The organism is Staphylococcus sp. HMSC036D05 (assembly GCF_001836225.1).
GTDB lineage: Bacteria > Bacillota > Bacilli > Staphylococcales > Staphylococcaceae > Staphylococcus > Staphylococcus caprae.
Genome location: NZ_KV827781.1, coordinates 314,384 through 333,878, shown reverse-complemented (window position 1 = coordinate 333,878; position 19,495 = coordinate 314,384). Strand labels below are relative to the sequence as shown.

Here is a 19,495-nt window from a genome sequence, read left to right as displayed (position 1 = left end):
ATGTTGACTTTTTGAATCTTTTGCTGAAAATGTATGCCTCTGTAGAAATTCGAATTTATTTTTTCTTTTTCATGGACTTTTGGATTTGTCCGACTAATTTATTAAATTGTTTGATATTCCCTTTTTTCTGGCGATAATTCTCCAAGGTTTGGGCAAAGAAATTCTTGAAATTACTATTTACGAGTCGATCATCAAATGACACAATCAGTCCTTTGTCATCTTCATGGCGAATCAGACGTCCTAAGCCTTGTCTAAAGCGAGTCACAGCATCTGGAAGCACATATTCTTTGAATGTCGACGTGAATTCAGTGTCCATAAGCCAATATTTCGTATTATGTTTATTCATAAATGGTAATTTCGCAATCATGACACATTTGATACCATTTGCTTGAAAATCAAAGCCTTCGAAAAATGTTGAAGTACCTAACAATATCGATTTATCAAAGTTGTTAAATTGCTGAACAATTTTATAATTTTGATTTTGTTGTTGTGTAAGCACCACGTAGTCTTCAAATGGCGGTAATTCATTTAACATGTCTTGTACCATATGCATCATTTTATAACTTGTAAATAAGACAAGACATTTTGAATTGGTGATGGATACATATTCCACTAGATAATCCACAATTGAAGCAACATAGTCCTCGATATTCTTATAATTGTATGATGCAACATCAGTAGGAATGAATACGTTGGTATTCTTCGCTGCTGTCATCGAAGTTGAAACTTCGTAAGTGTTAAATTCTGTATGATCATTAAACCAATTTTTGAAGGCATCAAATGAATGATTAAACGTTAACGTACCTGAGATAAATGTAAGTGAATTAAATTTATCAAGCACTTGCTTTGTTAAAATATCTTTAACTTCATAGTCTTTGACTAATAAGCGAATGGTAGACTTTTGAGACAAGTTTTTAATTGAAATATAACTGGTATGATTATCTTTTAAACTTTGTTCAATTTGTTTAAATCGGTCATTGAGATATAGCAATTGCTTACGAATAGATTTGATTGTTTTATGACTAATACCGTTAAAAATTTCAAGCGTCTTATTCAGTTTATCAATAATCGCATGTAAATCTTTTAAAATATTGTCAGTTTCAAATTGATAGACATAATGGTATTTATGAACATCGTCATCGTAGACTTCAGAAGACTGAATGATTTCATAGATCGTATTGAATAATTGTTCGTTTAAATCATGAATTTCAGTGATATTTGTCTTTAATCCGAAGACGTCAATTGGTGCGATATCAAGTTTCTCTAATATACGTTGTTGTTCTAGTTTATCAACAGCTTTAAGAAGTTTTTCATTTTCATTTTTACCAATTAAACCTAATTGATACTTAATATCTGAATAATTCAACTCGTTTGTAACTTGGTTAAGTGCATAATCAGGTAAGCGATGAGCTTCATCAATAATACAATCATCAAAAAGTTGATAAATAGAATTTTCAGCGTCTGAATGTATTAAATGCGCATGGTTTGTAATACCAATTTGTATATTCTGAGCATTGCGCTTAATAAAGTTATAATAATGAATGTCATGACGAACTGGAACATACGTTTCAATCTTCTGATCAAAGTACATTTTTTGTCCGCCTTTTAAGTTTAATTCTTGAATATCGCCTGTCGCTGTTTCCGTGATCCAAATCAATAATTGCATTTTTAAAATACTTACTTCGTAATTACTTGTTTCGTCTTTAAGTATTTGACTAATTAGGCCTAATGAAATGTAATCATTTTTACTTTTGATTAGTGATGCATTAATTTTAAAGTTAAGTGCGTCATTAAGTGCAGGAATATCCTTTTCAAGTAATTGGCTTTGTAGCAACTTGGTATTGGTAGATATCATGACATGTCTGCCTGTCTCTATATTGTACATGAGTGCTGCAAGAAGATATGCCAGTGATTTACCGCTGCCTAGTGGTGCTTCAATCATTGCTTTATCACTATGCATCAGTTGATCAAGAATAATCTCAGATAAGTAAAGTTGTTGAGGTCTGTATGTCATACCGAGTGCTTTTATGGCTTTAGTGTAGAGCGTCTTAAGTGAACCGTCGAAACGTGTGACTGGCCCTTTCAAGTCAACTTGTTTACGATAAATAATTTGTTCAAATTGCCCAAATTTCTCATCTAGGGGTTTAGATTGATTGTTTCTTACCATTTCAAACAAAATATTGTATAAATCATACTTCAGATCTTTACTTAGATAGTAGAGTTGTTTTTGCGTATCTAAAGGTAGGTTTTCAAATTTTTCAAATGCTTTAATCATCAGTTTAGCTGTCGTCGTTGCATCTTCATCAGCTCGATGTGCATTGGTTAATGGAATATTGTGAGATTGTGCGAGTTCGCTCAATTGGTAACTTTTATCTGTTGGGAATGCAATTTTAAACAATTCAAGCGTGTCCATGACCTTTTTAGGTCTGAATTGAATGTTGCAATTGTCGAACGCATTTTTAATAAAATTAAGGTCGAACGAAATGTTATGAGCAACGAAAATGCAATCTTTAATTTGGTTGTATATATCCTCAGCCACTTCATTGAAATATGGTGCTTGCGCAAGCATTTCCTCTTCAATCGATGTTAAGGCTTGGATAAATGGTGGGATTTCCAGATCAGTGCGAATCATTGAATGATACGTATCAATAATTTGATTATTACGTACGAAAGTAATACCGATTTGAATGATTTCATCATAATCTAACTGATTACCAGTCGTTTCTAAATCTACAACTGCATATGTTGCTATTCCCATAGCGCTCTCTCCTTGTCTTTATCGTTTATAAATCTATATCTGCACTCATTAACCTATGTAAGTTACCTTCATCATCTTTCACAAGTAAAAATCCGTCTTGGTCTATATCAAAGGCTTCACCTATAAATTGATGGTCATTTTCCGTGAAGCGCAATTGACGGTTCCACATATTTGTCGCAGCAATGTATTCTTCTCGAATCGTCTCAAATGGTTGATTTAGGAATTGATTGTAACGTTTATTAATCTCATAAAGTAACGTTTTAAGAAAATCATATCGATTTATTTTATCGTCAGCATGCATTCTCATACTTGTGGCTCTATGACGAATCTCTTCATTAAAGTCGTCCTCAACATGATTCATATTAATACCTATACCACAAATAATGGCCTCTATAGCATCGTAATTAGCAACCATTTCAGTTAAGAAACCACAAATTTTCTTATTGTCTATGTAAATATCATTTGGCCATTTAATTGCCACACGGTCATTAGAGAATTGTTGAATCGCATCTCTAATGCCTAATGCAATAAAGAGATTGAATTTAGGTATGAGTGCAAATGGAACATTAGGTCGTAATACTAGGGACATCCACAGTCCTTTTCCTTTTGAAGAACTCCAATTGCGATTAAAGCGTCCTCGCCCTTCTGTTTGTTCATCACTTAAGATTAAAAATGAATTTTTGTTCCCAACGAGTGCTTGTTTCGCTTTTAATTGTGTAGAATCTACTGTGCTATACACTTCAATTTGATCGAAGGTATCTAATTCTTCAATAATTGGTTTAACAATACCGCTGTACCATTGATCAGGTAAGGCATTCAATTGGTGTCCTTTATGATTCACCGATTGAATATCGCAACCGTCATTTTTTAATTGATCGATAATCTTCTTAACGCCAGCTCTAGATATATGAAGCTGATCGGCGATAAATTGTCCGGAAATATGATTTGGTTGATTCTCATATAACATTCTTACAACATCTTGGCTATACTTTGACATTCGCATCCACCCATTCCAGTATTTCTAATTTAGTGTTATTCATTTGTTGTGTAATAATCGCAAGTTCTATTTGTCTCAATACATCTTTTAACCAAGGTCCTGATTTGACTTGGAGGTGTTTGATGATATCTCCCCCATTGACGTCCATTTCCTTTCGAGTGTGGATTGGTAATTGTGCATCGGTTTCCTTGATTGATGTCGCATTGATTATTAAAGGATTGGCAATTTCTAAACCGTTTTCCTTTAATGTGTCATTTGCTGTTAATACGCATTCTATGTCACTCAGATTGTAATCATAGACGACTGTAATTAAATCTTGTTTAGATTTTACCTTTGGCAAGATTTTGATGAGATTGACAAAATTTTGGATATTAGATTTTTCTTGATTACTAATTTTAAGTGCTTTGAGTGAGTCTTCAATTGGTTGTTGTGCTAACATCAATGCAATCCATATTTCAAAGGAAAGTGGTTCGTTTATGAATACTTTATTCATATTGAACGCCTTGAAAAACGGAATATAATTAAATGCCTGAATCTCTTTCATATTTTTAAAACTTTCAGAAACATTGATTCCGTTGATTAATTTTTTTAATTCAACAACAATTCGCTCGATTGATAAATATTGAATATCTGAGATTTGAGTGGCCATTGCTTCAAACGTTTCATTAACTATTTGAAAATTAAGCTGAGATTGAAAGCGAAGACCTCGAATAATACGAAGTGCATCTTCTTCAAAGCGTTCTCGGGCTACCCCTACAGTACGAATCTGTTTTGCTTTGATATCGTCTTCCCCATCAAAGTAATCATATGTGTTGTAATTCGTGTCCATGGCGATGGCATTGATTGTGAAGTCGCGACGTTGAACATCTTGATATAAATCACGTACGAAATGTACTTCACTTGGTCTACGATGATCGACATAGTCTTCTTCGGCACGGAACGTGGTTACTTCATAATTTTCATCGTTATAAACGACATTAATTGTGCCATGTTCTTTCCCGATAGGTATCGTCTTATCAAATATGTCTTCAATTTCATCTGGCGTAGCACTTGTCGTGATATCTATGTCATGAATTTCACGTCCCATTAAATAATCGCGCACAGATCCACCAACATAGTAAGCTTCAAAGCCGTGTTGTTGTATTTGATTTAAGATAGGTTTAGCACGTTCAAATAACTCGTATCTCATCTCAGTTTTCACCTTGTTCTAACATTTTTTGATAATAGTGCTCGTATTGATCTGTAATTAGTTCTGAAGCGAAGCGGTCACGTATATCATCAAGCATACGTGATTGCATCTCTGTATAAAGTGCCTCATCTTCTAATAATCGTATTGCATATTGTGCTGCTTGCTCACTATCGCCAATATCCACGATGTAACCTGTTTCTTCATGTTTAATCACTTCTTTAATGCCACCTGCATTTGTACCAATCGGTAATACACCTGTTTTCATTGCTTCTAATAATGTGAGACCAAAGCTTTCCTTTTCACTTAAAAGTAGCACAAGGTCAGATAATTGGTAGAATGCGCTGACATCATTTTGTTTGCCTAAGAATAACACATGTTCTTCTACATCGAGCTCACGCGCTTTTTGACGCATATCTAATAATTCTGGACCATCACCCAGTAATATTAATTTACTTGGTATACGTTCACGTACTTTCGCAAACGTTTCAATAATGGTATCGATACGTTTGACCTTTCGGAAATTTGAAACATGGATTAAGACCTTTTCTTCAGGTGCGATACCATAACTTTCTTTTAATTCTTCGTTATGACATGTTGGAAATTCATTTTCACGAACGAAATTATATATCGGTACAATTTCTTTATCTGTATCTATAATTTCATAGGTTTGTTGTGCGAGCGAACGACTTACACTTGTTACAATATCACTTTCTTCAATACCGAATTTAATGGCATTCTTCAAGGAATGATCGTAACCGAGAACAGTAATGTCGGTACCATGAAGTGTCGTCATTATTTTGACATCTTTTCCTGACATTTGTTTCGCTAAAATACCACAAACTGCATGTGGTACAGCATAATGCATATGTAAGATGTCTAAATCATACTCTTGGATAACATCTGATATTTTCGTGCTTAATGTAATATCATAAGGTGGATATTGGAAAACAGCGTACTGATTTACTTCAACCTGGTGGAAAGTAATATTTGGCAATGGCTTGCGGATTCTAAAAGGAATATTTGAAGTAATAAAATGAATGTCGTGACCGCGTTCTGCCAATTTGATGCCTAGCTCTGTAGCAATAATTCCAGAGCCTCCCATGGACGGGTAACAAGTAATACCAATTTTCATTTGCGCCCATCCTTTCTTTAACTTAACTTATTTTCTTTCGAAACGATTCTTATCACGTGTATTAAATTTATCCATTGTTTCATTAAAGCTCTCGGTCATGTCTATACCTAGTGAATTGGCGATACATAATAATACAAATAAGTTATCGCCTAATTCTGCTTTAATTGAATTGTCAGCTTCGGAATCTTTCTTTTTCTTTTCACCGTAATAATGATTAATTTCTCTCGCTAATTCTCCAACTTCTTCTGTCATTCTTGCAAGATTTGCGAGTGGCGAGAAATAACCAGCTTTAAATTGACTAATATATTCGTCGACTTCCCTTTGCATTTGCTCCATCGATTTCATAAATGACAATCTCCTTTAATGCGTTTCTCATATAGTATATTACAATTTAGTGGCTGATGCATTTCAAGTGCAATTTAGAATCATTTGTTATTTTGAAAAATAAAAAAACCTGGCAAGTGTTACATCGGAATGTAAACTCAACCAGGTTGAAGTGTTCGTATTTAATTAGTCGCTTGATCTTGCAAGTAAAATAATACGTGCAAGTTCAGCTAATGCTACTGCTGTAGAAGCTACATAAGTCATTGCAGCGGCAGATAGCACTTTCTTAGCATGTTTGTATTCTTTCTCATTTACGATATTTAACGCAGTAATTTGCTTCATAGCTCGAGAACTTGCGTTAAACTCTACAGGTAATGTCACGATTGAGAATAATACTGCAAGTGACATTAGCCCAGCACCAATCCAAAGTGCAGTTGAACCAAATACACTACCGAATGCAGTTAACACGATACCTAACATAATAACAATGTAGCTTAATGAACTACCGATATTTGCTAGAGGTACTAATGCACTTCTAAATCTTAATGGTGCATAACCTTGCTGATGTTGAATTGCGTGTCCAACTTCGTGGGCTGCAATTGCTGTACCAGCAACTGAAGGTCTATCGTAGTTTGCAGGAGATAAACAAACAACTTTTTTACTAGGGTCATAGTGGTCTGTTAAGAATCCGTCACCTTTAACTACATCGACATCGTAAATGCCATTAGCATGTAGAATTTCCTCAGCAACTTCTCGTCCAGTTTTACCACTTGTGGATCTCACTTGTGAGTACTTTTCATAATTAGATTTAACTTTGTGTTGAGCCCACATTGGGATGACCATTAATATTACGAAATATATAATCATAGATATTAAAGACAATAAACTCACTCTCCTTTAGTATTATTTTACTGTCAAATTAATGTTTAATCAAATGTTTTAACTTTCAAAAATCGCTTTAAAAATAAATATAAAATTAAAGCAATGAAACTGAGACATACTGATAATACCCCGATTTGTGCTGTATGTGAAGCAATAAAATCATAGTATGGGAATTGTCCGTAACCATAGTCTATGACATCGTTGATGCACACCCATATAAAACTAACAATAAAACCCAAAATAGTCACTTTAAATCTCGGATAAAAATAGATTGCCTCGCACGCCATTATGCCATGTGAAAGTATCAGCATCACACCATTGATTGTAGCTTCGCCTTGTTCTGCAATCATTAAAATATTCATAATCACAGCCCATACACCATACTTAAACAGTGTCACAAATGCTAAAGCATCAATGATAGCTATATTTCTATTAAATAGCATGAATAGGATGGATATACACAAGAATAGTGAAGCTGTAGGACTATCTGGTACAAATGGTTTGAAATAGTTTGGTGTGATAAATAGTTGTCCGCTATACCAATCATATCCATAGATGGTTCCTAATATATTACATATGAGCAGTATGATGAGTATCCATCTTTGGTAAAGGCTTGTCTCCCATATCCACTTGTACGTATTCATCGCTCTTCCTCATAAGTTGAATCCACATGTCTTGCTTTTAAGGCATTTAGTATTTGTGTGAGCTGATAAAACCGCTCAGGTTCATTCATTTGTAAACTTAAATCGATATTATCTTGAATATTCTCAATTAGTGACGTTTGCTTTCTTTGATTCATAGAAATGGCGTATAAATCTTGCACATAAGAAGAATAACTAGGCGAATGCATGAGTTGCGCTAATATTAAATCATCGAGACGTGGTTCTTGGTGGTTTTTTGCAAAATGAATCTGAATATCTAAACGAATAGTATGGTTTGCGATATAATCAAAGATTTCATTTGTATTAATATACGTTTCATCTTCTGTCGTAAATTGAATTGCAGAAGCGTGTGTGTTCACTTCTGCAATTTCTAATGTATGATGCTGTTTAATTTTGTCATTTACAAAATGTACCAAATTGAGTTTATCATGATTGGCTTTCAAATAGTTTAACACCCAAACGGTAATTCTCGATTTGAATCGATAATGAAACAACAGGTATTCTAGAAAGCTTTGTTTCATTCGTATGAGCGATTCATTCATTTATATTCACCCACTCCACTTACGATTGCATTCTCATAGCTTCATCATGCCAAGTTTCATTACTAGGATCAATGTCTAATAATTGATTTAAAATCGCTTTCGCTTCGTCTTTGTGACCGATTTCTAATAAGTAGAAGTAATAGTCACCTAAGAATTCCGATTGTGTCTGTAATGTCGGATATGCGAGTTCAAAGAAATGTTGTGCTTCTTTGTCTCTTTCTTCTTGACCATATGCATACGCTAAATGCCACATAAATACAGGGTCTAAATCTTCTTCATCCACGAAAGTGAGAAGTTCAATAATCGCTTCGTAATCTTCTTCGCTACGATATAAATCACTTAAGATTAATAACGGTTCATGGTACGCATTGTCAACTTCTAATGCTTGTTTTAATAATTCGACACCTTCATTGGCATCGCCATGTTCAATTTCCAAGCTCCCTGTAGAAACCATCAGTTCTTTATAGAATTGGCTAAGTCGAAGCCCTTCTTTACCAGTTTCGATCGCATCAGGGTAATTTTTTTCATTTTCGTAGAGAGATTGAAGATAGAAATACCCTTGTATAAAGTCTGGATCTTTAGAAAGTAAAGTCTTCATAATTTTAATTGCTTCTTGTGTGAGGTCATTCTTCTCATATGCAATAGCTTTCTTGAAATAATCTTCTGAAACCATTTCCTCTTCACTGATTTCATCGAATAAACCAATGGCATCCGTGTAGTTACCACTTTGTAAACTGCAATCAGCCATTCTTGAAAATAAATTCACACCATTGACTTGATATTCACCAGTTTCTAAAACAGTTTCATATTCTGTTGTAGCTCGTAAATATTGGCCATCGTAGTAAAGTAATTCCGCTAACGCAAAATGAATAATCGGATCGTTTGGTTCAAGTTCTAATGCATCTTGAAGTTTATCAATCGCGACTTCCAACATATTGATTTGTTGGTATAAATCAGCTTCGAGCATTAATTTCTCTGTAGAAGTTTCTACTTCAGCTAAGTATTCTAATGCTTCATCTGTTTGATTCTCAGACATGAGTCCTTCGATAAAGTAAATGAGTAACTCACTTTCGTCTGGATATTTATGATACAACGTTCTAAAAACTTCTAAACCTTGAGGTGTTAACCCGAAATTGTAGAGGGTTTCACCAAGAATGAATAATGCATCGTCATTGTTAGAACTTAATGCTTCATTCACACGAGAGTCTAAATTGTCTAATTTTTGTAGATTGATATCGTCTATTAATTTATAGATATCTTCCATGGTTTATTTTCCCTCATTTTCTAAAAGCTTTAATTTTGGTAAGAAACCTGGGAATGAGACATTGACAGCATCAAATTGCTCAATGGTTAAAGGCTCGGAACTTAAAAGTGAAGCAACTGCCAACATCATGCCAATACGGTGATCTGTTTGACTATCAACTGTTGCACTCGCTTTAAATTCAGATGGATGTATAATCAAACCATCATTTGTAGGTTGCAAACGAAATCCTAACATACCTAGCATATCTGCAGTCGTATCGATACGATTCGTTTCTTTGACCTTTAATTCTTCTGCATCTTTGATGATACATGTACCTGAAGCTTGTGTACACAATAACGCAATTACAGGTAGTTCGTCGATCGCTCTTGGAACGATATCGCCTTCAATCGTCAATGGCTTTAAATTCGGTGTATATTTCACGCGAATCGATGCTGTGGGTTCAGCTTCTTCAGTGACATGACTGAGTTCAATGTTTCCTCCCATTTGTTCAACGATGTCTATGATACCTGAACGTGTAGGGTTAATGCCAACATTATGAATTGTGATATCACTACCTGGAGTAATGAGTGCTGCAACAATAAAGAATGCCGCTGATGAGATATCTCCAGGGACGTGGAAATCCTTTGCTTTAATATGTTGGATAGCGTTTGGACATGTTTGTATTGTTTTGCCGTCGACTTTGATTGGTATATTGAAATGCTCGAACATTGTTTCAGTATGGTTTCTACTTACATCAATTTCAGTTACTGTGGTTGCTTCTTTTGAAAAGATACTCGCAAATAGAATCGCACTTTTTACTTGAGCACTCGCAACTTCCATTTGGTAATCGATACCTTTAATGGTTGATGGCTTAATAATTAACGGTGTGTAATTATCCTCTACTCCTGATATACGTGCATTCATTTTTAATAGTGGTTTAAGCACCCGATCCATTGGACGTTTACCAATTGAAACATCACCTGAAAGTACGCTCTCGATACCCAATCCGCTGAGTAACCCAGCGAGTAGACGCGTAGTTGTACCAGAATTACCAGTATATAACACTTGATGTGGCGTATGAAAATGTTGATAACCAGGTGAATCGATAACGATTGTGTCCTCATTTTCAGTGATAGAAACGCCTAATAATTTAAAAATTTCCATGGTTCTGCGACAATCTTCGCCTAACAAAGGTTTAAAAATTGTTGTTTGCCCAGTGGCTAGAGAGGCGAGCATTATCGCGCGGTGTGTCATAGATTTATCGCCGGGAACTTCAATTTCACCTTTCAGTGGGCCGTGAATATCAATGATTTCGCTTGTGGACATGTTGTTCACCTACCTTATATATGATTGTAATACATGAAATGCTTTAATATGTGTTGCCTTATTAACATGAACAACAATGGGTTTACCCCAATCTTGAAGTAAAACCATTTGGATACCTTCTTTATTGTTCTTTTTATCTAGTAACATGAAGCGATACGTGTCATCAAAATTAAGTTGAGATATGATGTCTAAAGGATAATTCAAACGTTGCATGTAATGGATAAAGTGTTGAACATCATAATTTGTACCCAATATCTCATTTGCAACGATAAATTGATATAAAATACCAATCATTACAGCATGACCGTGTGGTATTTTATGTTCATATTCAACTGCGTGACCAAAGGTATGTCCTAAATTAAGGAATTTTCTTGTACCTTTTTCTTTTTCATCTTCAACGACAATGTTTAATTTCGTTTGAATGCCTTTGAATAGGTAGTCATCTAAGTTCTTCAAAGATGATAAATCGTCGTGGGTATTGAAGTTGTGCTCGATGTGAGTGGTTGCTTCCTTACCATTCAGTAAGGCGTGCTTATAAACTTCTGCATATCCACTCAATATTTCGCTATAAGGCAAAGTTTCTAAGAAATCTAAATCATAGATGACGGCATTTGGACGATAAAATGCACCTATCAAATTTTTACCGTGCTGCGAGTTAATGCCTACCTTTCCTCCGACGCTTGAATCGTGCGCTAATATTGTCGTCGGAACTTGGATAAATCCAACACCTCTCAATAATGTAGCTGCAACAAATCCGGCGAAATCCCCTGTTGCACCGCCGCCTAATGCGATGATACATGTGTTACGTGTGAGCTGTTTGCTTAATAATGATTCAATCGTTTGTTGATATTGTGCAAATGTTTTTGATTGTTCACCAGCAGGTATGATGATGTGTTCAGCGTGATGTTTAGAAATCAGGCTATTGATTTTTTCGGAAAATTGATGATACACATTGTCATCAATAATAAAGAATACTTTGTCATAATCTTTAATATATGTGTTCAAATATTTAATAGCATGATGTTCTACTATAATTGGATAGTTGTTACTTTCATAAGTTGTTTCAAGTTTCATCTTATCACCTCTATTAGCATGATGGGGTTAAAATTCAATGTTCAATTGGCGACGTTCTTCAATTTGAGCTTTTAATTGGTCGATATGATTAGATTGGAATTCTTCCAGTAAAGCTTTCGCTAATTCGAAAGCAACCACATGTTCACAAACTACACTTGCAGCAGGGACAGCGCAGCTATCAGATCGTTCTATAGTCGCTTTGAAATCTTCTTTTGTGTTAATGTCAACTGAATTTAAAGGTTTATATAGTGTAGGAATTGGTTTCATTACCCCATTTACGATAATAGGCATTCCGTTACTCATGCCGCCTTCAAATCCTCCGAGATGATTAGAGCCTCTATGGTAACCTTTCTCGCTATCATAATGTATTTCATCTTGTATTTCGCTACCAGGTTTTTCAGCTGCTTTAAATCCTTCACCAAAACTGACCCCTTTAAAGGCATTAATACTGACGACACCCTGTGCGATTCGGCCATCTAGTTTACGATCATAATGAACGTAACTTCCCACACCTACAGGCATATTCTCTGCCATGACTTGGACTACGCCACCGATGGAGTCTCCTTCTTTCTTCGCTTCATCGATTTTGTCGCGCATGTGTTGTGCTATGTCTTCATTAATCACACGTACATCATTTTTGTCTATATTTGCTTTGAACGTCTCAGTATCATATAGCCCTTCGTCTTTAATACCACCGATTTCTACAACACGACTGTACATATGAATATCTAGTTGTTCTAGTAAAATTTTAGACACAGCGCCGACTGCAACACGTGCTGCAGTTTCTCTTGCGGATGAACGTTCTAAAACATTTCTTAAATCACGGTGATTATACTTCATTCCCCCAACAAGATCGGCATGGCCAGGTCTTGGTTTCGTGATTGTACGCTTCATGTTTTCTCGTTCTTCATCGCTGATTGGTGCGGCGCCCATTATTTTTCTCCAATGCGTAAAATCATCATTAGTGACGACCAAAGTGATTGGACTACCAAGTGTAAAACCGTTTCTTACACCAGATACAATTTCGACTGCATCTTTTTCGATTTGCATGCGTCGTCCTCGTCCGTATCCGCCTTGACGTTTAAACATTTCCTTATTAATATCTTCAGCTTTAATTTCTAAATTAGCTGGTACACCTTCAATGATGACTGTAAGTTGTGGACCATGTGATTCACCAGAAGTGAGGTATCTCATGAGCGCACACTCCTTTCTATTCTTTATTGCATTAAATTGTAATATGTTTAATATATTATCATATTCATTCACACAACATAAGTCTTGGAAGTTCTCATCGTCAATTATATTTTCCAAAAGAAAACACAAAAAGAACTGACTTAACATAAGTTAAATCAGTTCTATGTGGATAAAATGAAATTCATTTATATAAATTTTTATTCGTATAACCAATCTTCTCTTGGTGAAGTGTAGTCAGCAATTTCATTACTGCTAAACCATAATTTAATTTCACGTTGTGCAGATTCAACAGAATCAGAACCGTGAATAATATTTCTTCCTACTGTTAAACCAAGGTCACCTCTAATAGTGCCTGGTGCTGCTTCAGAAGGGTTTGTACTACCGATAATGTGACGAGATACTGCAACAGCGTCTTCACCTTCTACAACCATTGCAAATACAGGAGCTGAAGTAATAAATGAAATTAACTTTTCATAGAAAGGTTTTCCTTCATGTTCACTGTAATGTTTTTCAGCTAATTCTTTAGGAACTTGCATTAGTTTACCGCCTACAAGTTTTAGCCCTTTGTTTTCAATTCTAGAAACAATTTCTCCAATTAAATTTCTTTGTACTGCATCTGGTTTAATCATTAAAAATGTACGTTCCACTTTGTGCTTCCCCCTGTGAATATGTTTCATTCATTTACCGAAATATGTATAGGTAATAAATCCTATTTAACAAGATAAGCAATTTATCCTGCCACCTTTCCATAGTAACAGGATAGTAAAACGCTTTCAACTCTTGTCACAGAACTTACTTATTTCTACTGCCCATTTTTTTAATTAATTTTCTAAATAGTGCTTTATTTGGGTTGTCCTCTAACTCGTCAATAAGCTTAATTGCTTTATTTAAATATTTTTCGCTTATAACTTTTGACTCTTCAATGCTTTGTGATGTTCTGATCGTTTCGATACATTCATCAAATGCTGATTGTGGGCTTTCAGGGTTTAAATCAGCAACTTTTTGTTTGAACGCTTGATCTTTTCTCATTTCTAAAAGTACAGGCAAAGTAATATGACCATTCATGAGGTCACTCCCTACAGGTTTGCCTAATTTCTTTTCAGAACTTGTGAAATCTAATACGTCATCAATGATTTGGAAACTCATTCCAATATAATGGCCAATCATTTTTAATTTACGAACCACTTCGTCTGAAGCATTAGAAGTTAGAGCGCCAACTTCAGTGGCTAGTTGAATCAACAACGCAGTTTTACGGTTGATACGTCGCAAATAATTAGTGATATTTTGGTCGCTATTAAATTGATCTTGGAATTGGAACAATTCGCCCTTACATACATCAACGATAGATTTAGAGATGATGTTATGTACACGGCTATCTTTAATTTCAGATAAATGTTGAAGACCTAAAGCAAGTAAAAAGTTACCTGTCAAAATGGCTGTCGTTTGATCCCATTTCTTAGAAATCGTAGGACGTCCACGTCTCTTGTCGCTCTTATCTATAACATCGTCGTGAACTAAAGTCGCCATATGAATAAGTTCTAAAGCTACGGCAACGCGATACGTATTCTCTGAAGTGTCTTTACTATCACCGAATTGACTGCTTAAAATAACAAAAACAGGTCTTACCCTTTTACCACCTGAAGATAATAAATGGAAAGCAGCATCCTCTAAAGTTTGGTCAGAACTTTTAATCGCATGTTGTAGACGGTCTTCAACCTTTTTAATTTCGTTATTAATGTTTAACTTTGCCACGTTAATCACCTTTGGTAGAATCTTTTTCTTTATAGCCAAGGTGCATTGCAGCAACGCCACCTGTAAAGCTACGTACTTTGATATCGTTGAATCCTGCTTCAAAGAATAAACGTTTCAACGTTTGTTTATCAGGAAAATTAAATGTCGATTGTTGTAACCATTCATACTCTTCTTTTGATTTTGCGAACATTTTTCCGAAAATAGGCATAACAAATTTAAAGTAAAGACTGTAAACTTGTTTAAATACTGGTAATGTTGGTTGACTTGTTTCAAGACATACGACCTTACCGCCTGGTTTAAGCACACGGTGCATTTCCTTTAATGCGCCTAAATAATCAGGGACGTTTCTAAGTCCAAATCCTACAGTCACGTAATCGAATGTATTGTCTTCAAATGGTAAATTCATCGCATCACCATGTACAAGTTCAACGTTATTTAATGAAGCCGTTTTTTCCTTACCAACTTCGAGCATATTTTCACTGAAGTCTAAACCAGTCACTTGACCGCTGTCACCTACTGCTTTACTTAGCGCAATTGTCCAGTCTGCTGTGCCGCAACATACGTCTAGGGCTTTACTACCTTCTTCGACACGCATGTCTTTCATCACATGTTTTCTCCAAACTTTGTGCTGTTCAAAGCTAATAATATTATTTAATCTATCGTATTTTTGCGAAATATTTTGAAATACTGTATGTACTTGTTCTTTTTTTGCTTGATTTTCAGCCATGTTCATTACCTCTTCTTTTTGTATAGCTTTGATTAATATCTTTGAAAAATTGATCAATTGCATCTTTCGTATATTGTTTTAAATATGATGGATAATAACCCTCATATTTTGAAGTTAAGTCTTCAAATAAAACGAATTTATCAACGTCATCTTTGAAATGAGAAATTGTAATATATGGGAATAGCACTTCAATATCGATGATAGCTTCATTTATGTCTTGTTTAGGCAGAGCGTGTTGATGAAGCGAAGATTTAAGCTCATTCACTTTTACTATGGCTTTACTCATATTTAATTGATATGAAGGGTCATCCATTTCCGCTAGCAAGGTATAATAATGAGCACTTAATAAATCACCTATTAAAATTGCGTTCTTTGATAAGTTATTTTTAGTAATATCATCTAAATGACGCATTGAAGTGTCAATAGTGAGGCAAGCAAGTTTAGCTATCTCAGGAATTTGATATGAATCTAATAAAGCACTTAAAGATGAATTAATATGTATTGATTCATAATCATTAATCCCTTTAAGCTTATGTTCTATTTGTCTGTTTAGTTTGCTTATTGTCGTTTCCATGTTCACACCTCACGATATTATCATAACTAATAGTAACATTATATGTATGAAAATAAAATCTATAGGAGTTGTTCTTTTGTAGTAATTACGCATCTATTTATATGTTAGGTTGTAAAAAGCACATTTATCTTTAGTTATGTAAAAAAATGAACCTATTACATTGTGGGGCCTCATAGGTTCAGATTAAATGTTATATAATTGGAACGCCTATATAAAGAATGTAAAAAGGATTACATTAGTCTGATGACTAATGCATAAGAACGCCTATAATTTTTAAAAATTAGGCGTTCTAAAATAATTAAAAAAGCCCCTGAGGGGCTTTTTTAGTAAGTAAAATTATTTAACAGCATCTTTTAATGCTTTACCAGCTTTGAATGCTGGTACTTTACTTGCAGGGATGTCAATTTCTTTACCTGTTTGAGGGTTACGGCCTTTACGAGCAGCACGTTCACGTACCTCGAAGTTACCGAAACCGATTAATTGTACTTTTTCACCTTTAGCAAGTGAGTTTTGGATTGATTCGAAAACAGCGTCAACTGCTGAACCAGCTTCTTTTTTAGTTAAGTCTGCTTGTTCTGCAACTGCATTAATTAAATCAGTTTTATTCATTATGAATTCACCTCCTGAGGTTTTATAATGATATGCTTGATATCATTATGCTATGACTTTAACACACTGATTACTGTCATCGCAACGATTTATACAACAGAAACGTTGATTTTACGCGATTTGCAATTAAATTTATAAATATTCGCTCAAAAATAGTAATAATACACTAATTATTCAGCTTTTTTATCTCTTCCCATCAATTCTTTAACACTATCTTTAACAGGTATATCTTCGAATAATACTCGATACAATGCACTTGTAATTGGCATATCTACATTTTCTTCTTTAGCTAAGTGATAAACAGATTTTGTAGTGTAAACCCCTTCAACAACCATGTTCATTTCTTTTAATGCATCGTCCATTGTTTTACCTTGGCCTAATTTATAACCAAGTGTGAAATTTCGAGAATGTGTTGACGTACATGTAACTATTAAATCGCCTATACCACCTAAACCTAAGAAAGTCATAGGGTCAGCGCCTAACTTTTCGCCTAAGCGACTAATTTCTGCTAATCCACGTGTCATTAATGCAGCCTTAGCATTGTCTCCAAAGCCCATACCTGCAACAATACCACTTGCAACAGCAATAATATTTTTTAGTGCACCACCTAGTTCTACGCCGACAAGGTCGTTGTTTGTGTAGACTCTAAGATAGTCATTCATAAATAAATCTTGAATTAAAGCACTAATCTTCTCATCTTTAGAAGATGCAGCCACCGTTGTTGGTTGTTTAATTACAACTTCTTCAGCGTGACTTGGACCAGAAAGCACTCCAATACCAGCATTATGTTCTGGTGAAATAGAATCTTCTAACATCTCAGATACACGTTTGAACGTCCCATTCTCAATACCTTTAGCAACATGGATAAATGTTTTCTTCGATTCAAGCATTTCATCTATGTTTGAAGCGACTTCTCTCATTGCTTTTGTAGGTAAAGCCATAAGAAAAATATCTGAGAATTGAGTAGCTTGTTTAAGATCTGTCGTCGCTTGAATAGACTCTTCTAATTTCGCTTCTTTTAAATAGTTCTTATTCATGTGGTGTGTATTTAATTCTTCTACACTATCGTTATTTTTACCCCACATTAATACATCGTGACCATTTTGTGCTAAGACATTAGCTAGTGCAGTACCAAAACTACCCATACCAAATACTGTAATCTTTGTCATCTTTAAATCCCCTTTGTTGATTAATTTCTTTTTCTAGGAATAATATGGATTGGTGTTCCTTCAAATCCAAATGCATCTCTAATTTGGTTCTCTAAGTAACGTTTGTAAGAGAAGTGCATTAATTCTACATCGTTGACGAACACGACAAATGTAGGAGGTTCGATCGCAACTTGCGTCGTGTAAAATACATTTAATCTTCTACCTTTATCAGTAGGTGTTGGATTCATTGAGATTGCATCGGTTACCACTTCGTTAAGTGTTGAGCTTTGTACACGTTTCTTATGATTTTCACTTGCTTCCTTGATATATGGGAAAAGTGTTCTCAAACGTAAGCTCTCTTTAGCAGAAACAAATGCAATTTGAGCATAATCTAAGAATTGAAATTCATTTCTAACGTCTTCAGTAAACTTCTTCATCGTTTTACTATCTTTTTCAACTGTATCCCATTTATTTACAACAATGACGATAGCTTTACCTTCTTCGTGCGCATATCCTGCTACACGTTTGTCTTGTTCGATAATCCCTTGTTCAGCATCTATAACAACGAGGACTACATTTGATCGTTCGATTGCTTTTAATGCACGTAAGACGGAGTACTTTTCAGTTGATTCGTAAACTTTACCTTTCTTACGCATACCAGCAGTATCAATTAATACATAATCTTGATCTTCATATGTATATTCTGTATCGACTGCATCTCTCGTCGTACCTGCAACATTAGAAACGATAACACGTTCTTCACCTAAAATTGCATTAACTAGACTAGATTTTCCCACATTAGGTCTACCAATAATAGACAATCTAATTGTATCTTCGTCATATGGATCTTCAGTTTCTTCGCCAAAGTTCTCCACCACAGCATCTAATAAATCCCCAAGGCCTAGGCCGTGTGAACCAGAAATTGGATACGGATCTCCGAAACCTAATGAATAGAAATCATAAATATCATTTCGCATTTCTGGATTGTCGACTTTATTCACTGCTAGAACTACAGGTTTCTTAGATTTATACAACATTTGTGCAACCATTTCATCACTTTGAGTCAGACCTTCCCTTACGTTTACCATAAAAATGATAACATCCGCTTCATCAATCGCAATTTCTGCTTGTGCACGTATTTGTGTTTGGAAAGGTGCATCTCCAATTTCAATACCACCTGTATCGATGATATTAAATTCATGAGTTAACCATTCACCTGACGAGTAAATTCGGTCTCGTGTTACGCCTGGCGTATCTTCAACGATTGATACACGCTCACCGACTACTCTATTAAAAATTGTAGATTTCCCAACGTTTGGTTTACCCACAATTGCCACTATAGGTTTAGTCATAAGGTAACTT

19 protein-coding genes are annotated in these 19,495 nt (G+C 35.0%); all 19 read right to left on the bottom strand.

Annotated features, from left to right (window positions below):
• Positions 1 to 55: 55 nt before the first annotated feature.
• The 19 genes from HMPREF2580_RS06345 to der all read right to left on the bottom strand — a co-directional run bounded on the left by HMPREF2580_RS06345 (position 56) and on the right by der (position 19,485).
• The gene (locus tag HMPREF2580_RS06345; protein ID WP_070831286.1) at positions 56 to 2,758 is read right to left on the bottom strand and encodes a helicase C-terminal domain-containing protein; all 2,703 of its coding nucleotides are present in this window, start codon (positions 2,756 to 2,758) and stop codon (positions 56 to 58) included.
• Between the two features lie 25 nt (positions 2,759 to 2,783).
• On the bottom strand, positions 2,784 to 3,755 hold the full coding sequence (locus HMPREF2580_RS06340) for a biotin--[acetyl-CoA-carboxylase] ligase (protein WP_070831283.1): 972 nt from the start codon (positions 3,753 to 3,755) through the stop codon (positions 2,784 to 2,786).
• Positions 3,742 to 4,944, bottom strand: a complete 1,203-nt coding sequence (locus HMPREF2580_RS06335; RefSeq protein ID WP_070831281.1) for a CCA tRNA nucleotidyltransferase — start codon at positions 4,942 to 4,944, stop codon at positions 3,742 to 3,744. Before HMPREF2580_RS06335 ends, HMPREF2580_RS06340 begins: the two co-directional genes overlap by 14 nt.
• A 1-nt stretch (position 4,945) precedes the next feature.
• Positions 4,946 to 6,076, bottom strand: coding sequence for an N-acetyl-alpha-D-glucosaminyl L-malate synthase BshA (bshA, locus tag HMPREF2580_RS06330; protein WP_037541450.1), 1,131 nt, complete (start codon positions 6,074 to 6,076; stop codon positions 4,946 to 4,948).
• Positions 6,077 to 6,103: 27 nt separating this feature from the next.
• Positions 6,104 to 6,421 (bottom strand): nucleotide pyrophosphohydrolase, encoded by a 318-nt coding sequence (locus HMPREF2580_RS06325; RefSeq protein WP_002442946.1) that lies wholly within the window; start codon positions 6,419 to 6,421, stop codon positions 6,104 to 6,106.
• 165 nt (positions 6,422 to 6,586) lie between these two features.
• Positions 6,587 to 7,282 (bottom strand): zinc metallopeptidase, encoded by a 696-nt coding sequence (locus HMPREF2580_RS06320; protein WP_002442948.1) that lies wholly within the window; start codon positions 7,280 to 7,282, stop codon positions 6,587 to 6,589.
• A gap of 44 nt (positions 7,283 to 7,326) precedes the next feature.
• Positions 7,327 to 7,926, bottom strand: coding sequence for a DUF1405 domain-containing protein (locus HMPREF2580_RS06315; protein WP_070831278.1), 600 nt, complete (start codon positions 7,924 to 7,926; stop codon positions 7,327 to 7,329).
• Complete coding sequence (locus HMPREF2580_RS06310) at positions 7,923 to 8,486, bottom strand: YpiB family protein (protein WP_070831275.1); 564 nt, start codon at positions 8,484 to 8,486, stop codon at positions 7,923 to 7,925. Before HMPREF2580_RS06310 ends, HMPREF2580_RS06315 begins: the two co-directional genes overlap by 4 nt.
• A gap of 19 nt (positions 8,487 to 8,505) precedes the next feature.
• A complete protein-coding gene (locus HMPREF2580_RS06305) occupies positions 8,506 to 9,750 on the bottom strand; it encodes a tetratricopeptide repeat protein (RefSeq protein ID WP_070831272.1) in 1,245 nt (414 codons plus the stop codon).
• 3 nt (positions 9,751 to 9,753) lie between these two features.
• Entirely contained in the window at positions 9,754 to 11,055 is a 1,302-nt protein-coding gene (gene aroA / locus HMPREF2580_RS06300; protein ID WP_070831267.1) for a 3-phosphoshikimate 1-carboxyvinyltransferase, read from the bottom strand.
• A gap of 9 nt (positions 11,056 to 11,064) precedes the next feature.
• On the bottom strand, positions 11,065 to 12,129 hold the full coding sequence (gene aroB / locus HMPREF2580_RS06295; RefSeq protein WP_070831252.1) for a 3-dehydroquinate synthase: 1,065 nt from the start codon (positions 12,127 to 12,129) through the stop codon (positions 11,065 to 11,067).
• 27 nt (positions 12,130 to 12,156) lie between these two features.
• Positions 12,157 to 13,323, bottom strand: coding sequence for a chorismate synthase (gene aroC / locus HMPREF2580_RS06290; protein ID WP_037541452.1), 1,167 nt, complete (start codon positions 13,321 to 13,323; stop codon positions 12,157 to 12,159).
• A 197-nt stretch (positions 13,324 to 13,520) separates the two neighbouring features.
• The gene (gene ndk, locus HMPREF2580_RS06285) at positions 13,521 to 13,970 is read right to left on the bottom strand and encodes a nucleoside-diphosphate kinase (protein WP_037541453.1); all 450 of its coding nucleotides are present in this window, start codon (positions 13,968 to 13,970) and stop codon (positions 13,521 to 13,523) included.
• 145 nt (positions 13,971 to 14,115) lie between these two features.
• The gene (locus HMPREF2580_RS06280; RefSeq protein ID WP_037541455.1) at positions 14,116 to 15,075 is read right to left on the bottom strand and encodes a heptaprenyl diphosphate synthase component 1; all 960 of its coding nucleotides are present in this window, start codon (positions 15,073 to 15,075) and stop codon (positions 14,116 to 14,118) included.
• A gap of 1 nt (position 15,076) precedes the next feature.
• A complete protein-coding gene (locus HMPREF2580_RS06275) occupies positions 15,077 to 15,802 on the bottom strand; it encodes a demethylmenaquinone methyltransferase (protein ID WP_070831249.1) in 726 nt (241 codons plus the stop codon).
• The gene (locus tag HMPREF2580_RS06270; RefSeq protein WP_070831246.1) at positions 15,795 to 16,376 is read right to left on the bottom strand and encodes a heptaprenyl pyrophosphate synthase subunit A; all 582 of its coding nucleotides are present in this window, start codon (positions 16,374 to 16,376) and stop codon (positions 15,795 to 15,797) included. Before HMPREF2580_RS06270 ends, HMPREF2580_RS06275 begins: the two co-directional genes overlap by 8 nt.
• Positions 16,377 to 16,712: 336 nt before the next feature.
• Complete coding sequence (locus HMPREF2580_RS06265) at positions 16,713 to 16,985, bottom strand: HU family DNA-binding protein (protein WP_001043863.1); 273 nt, start codon at positions 16,983 to 16,985, stop codon at positions 16,713 to 16,715.
• 170 nt (positions 16,986 to 17,155) lie between these two features.
• Positions 17,156 to 18,154: an NAD(P)H-dependent glycerol-3-phosphate dehydrogenase gene (locus HMPREF2580_RS06260; RefSeq protein ID WP_070831243.1), complete on the bottom strand. Its 999-nt coding sequence runs from the start codon at positions 18,152 to 18,154 to the stop codon at positions 17,156 to 17,158.
• Between the two features lie 20 nt (positions 18,155 to 18,174).
• Positions 18,175 to 19,485 (bottom strand): ribosome biogenesis GTPase Der, encoded by a 1,311-nt coding sequence (gene der, locus HMPREF2580_RS06255; RefSeq protein WP_002442974.1) that lies wholly within the window; start codon positions 19,483 to 19,485, stop codon positions 18,175 to 18,177.
• Positions 19,486 to 19,495: the final 10 nt, after the last annotated feature.

Coding starts and splice junctions, on each gene's coding strand:
- HMPREF2580_RS06275 (WP_070831249.1), bottom strand. CDS start 15,802: ATGGCTGAAAATCAAGCAAAAAAAGAACAAGTACATACAGTATTTCAA.
- aroC (WP_037541452.1), bottom strand. CDS start 13,323: ATGAGATACCTCACTTCTGGTGAATCACATGGTCCACAACTTACAGTC.
- HMPREF2580_RS06340 (WP_070831283.1), bottom strand. CDS start 3,755: ATGTCAAAGTATAGCCAAGATGTTGTAAGAATGTTATATGAGAATCAA.
- aroA (WP_070831267.1), bottom strand. CDS start 11,055: ATGTCCACAAGCGAAATCATTGATATTCACGGCCCACTGAAAGGTGAA.
- HMPREF2580_RS06260 (WP_070831243.1), bottom strand. CDS start 18,154: ATGACAAAGATTACAGTATTTGGTATGGGTAGTTTTGGTACTGCACTA.
- der (WP_002442974.1), bottom strand. CDS start 19,485: ATGACTAAACCTATAGTGGCAATTGTGGGTAAACCAAACGTTGGGAAA.
- HMPREF2580_RS06270 (WP_070831246.1), bottom strand. CDS start 16,376: ATGGAAACGACAATAAGCAAACTAAACAGACAAATAGAACATAAGCTT.
- HMPREF2580_RS06305 (WP_070831272.1), bottom strand. CDS start 9,750: ATGGAAGATATCTATAAATTAATAGACGATATCAATCTACAAAAATTA.
- HMPREF2580_RS06345 (WP_070831286.1), bottom strand. CDS start 2,758: ATGGGAATAGCAACATATGCAGTTGTAGATTTAGAAACGACTGGTAAT.
- HMPREF2580_RS06325 (WP_002442946.1), bottom strand. CDS start 6,421: ATGAAATCGATGGAGCAAATGCAAAGGGAAGTCGACGAATATATTAGT.
- aroB (WP_070831252.1), bottom strand. CDS start 12,129: ATGAAACTTGAAACAACTTATGAAAGTAACAACTATCCAATTATAGTA.
- HMPREF2580_RS06265 (WP_001043863.1), bottom strand. CDS start 16,985: ATGAATAAAACTGATTTAATTAATGCAGTTGCAGAACAAGCAGACTTA.
- HMPREF2580_RS06315 (WP_070831278.1), bottom strand. CDS start 7,926: ATGAATACGTACAAGTGGATATGGGAGACAAGCCTTTACCAAAGATGG.
- HMPREF2580_RS06310 (WP_070831275.1), bottom strand. CDS start 8,486: ATGAATGAATCGCTCATACGAATGAAACAAAGCTTTCTAGAATACCTG.
- HMPREF2580_RS06335 (WP_070831281.1), bottom strand. CDS start 4,944: ATGAGATACGAGTTATTTGAACGTGCTAAACCTATCTTAAATCAAATA.
- bshA (WP_037541450.1), bottom strand. CDS start 6,076: ATGAAAATTGGTATTACTTGTTACCCGTCCATGGGAGGCTCTGGAATT.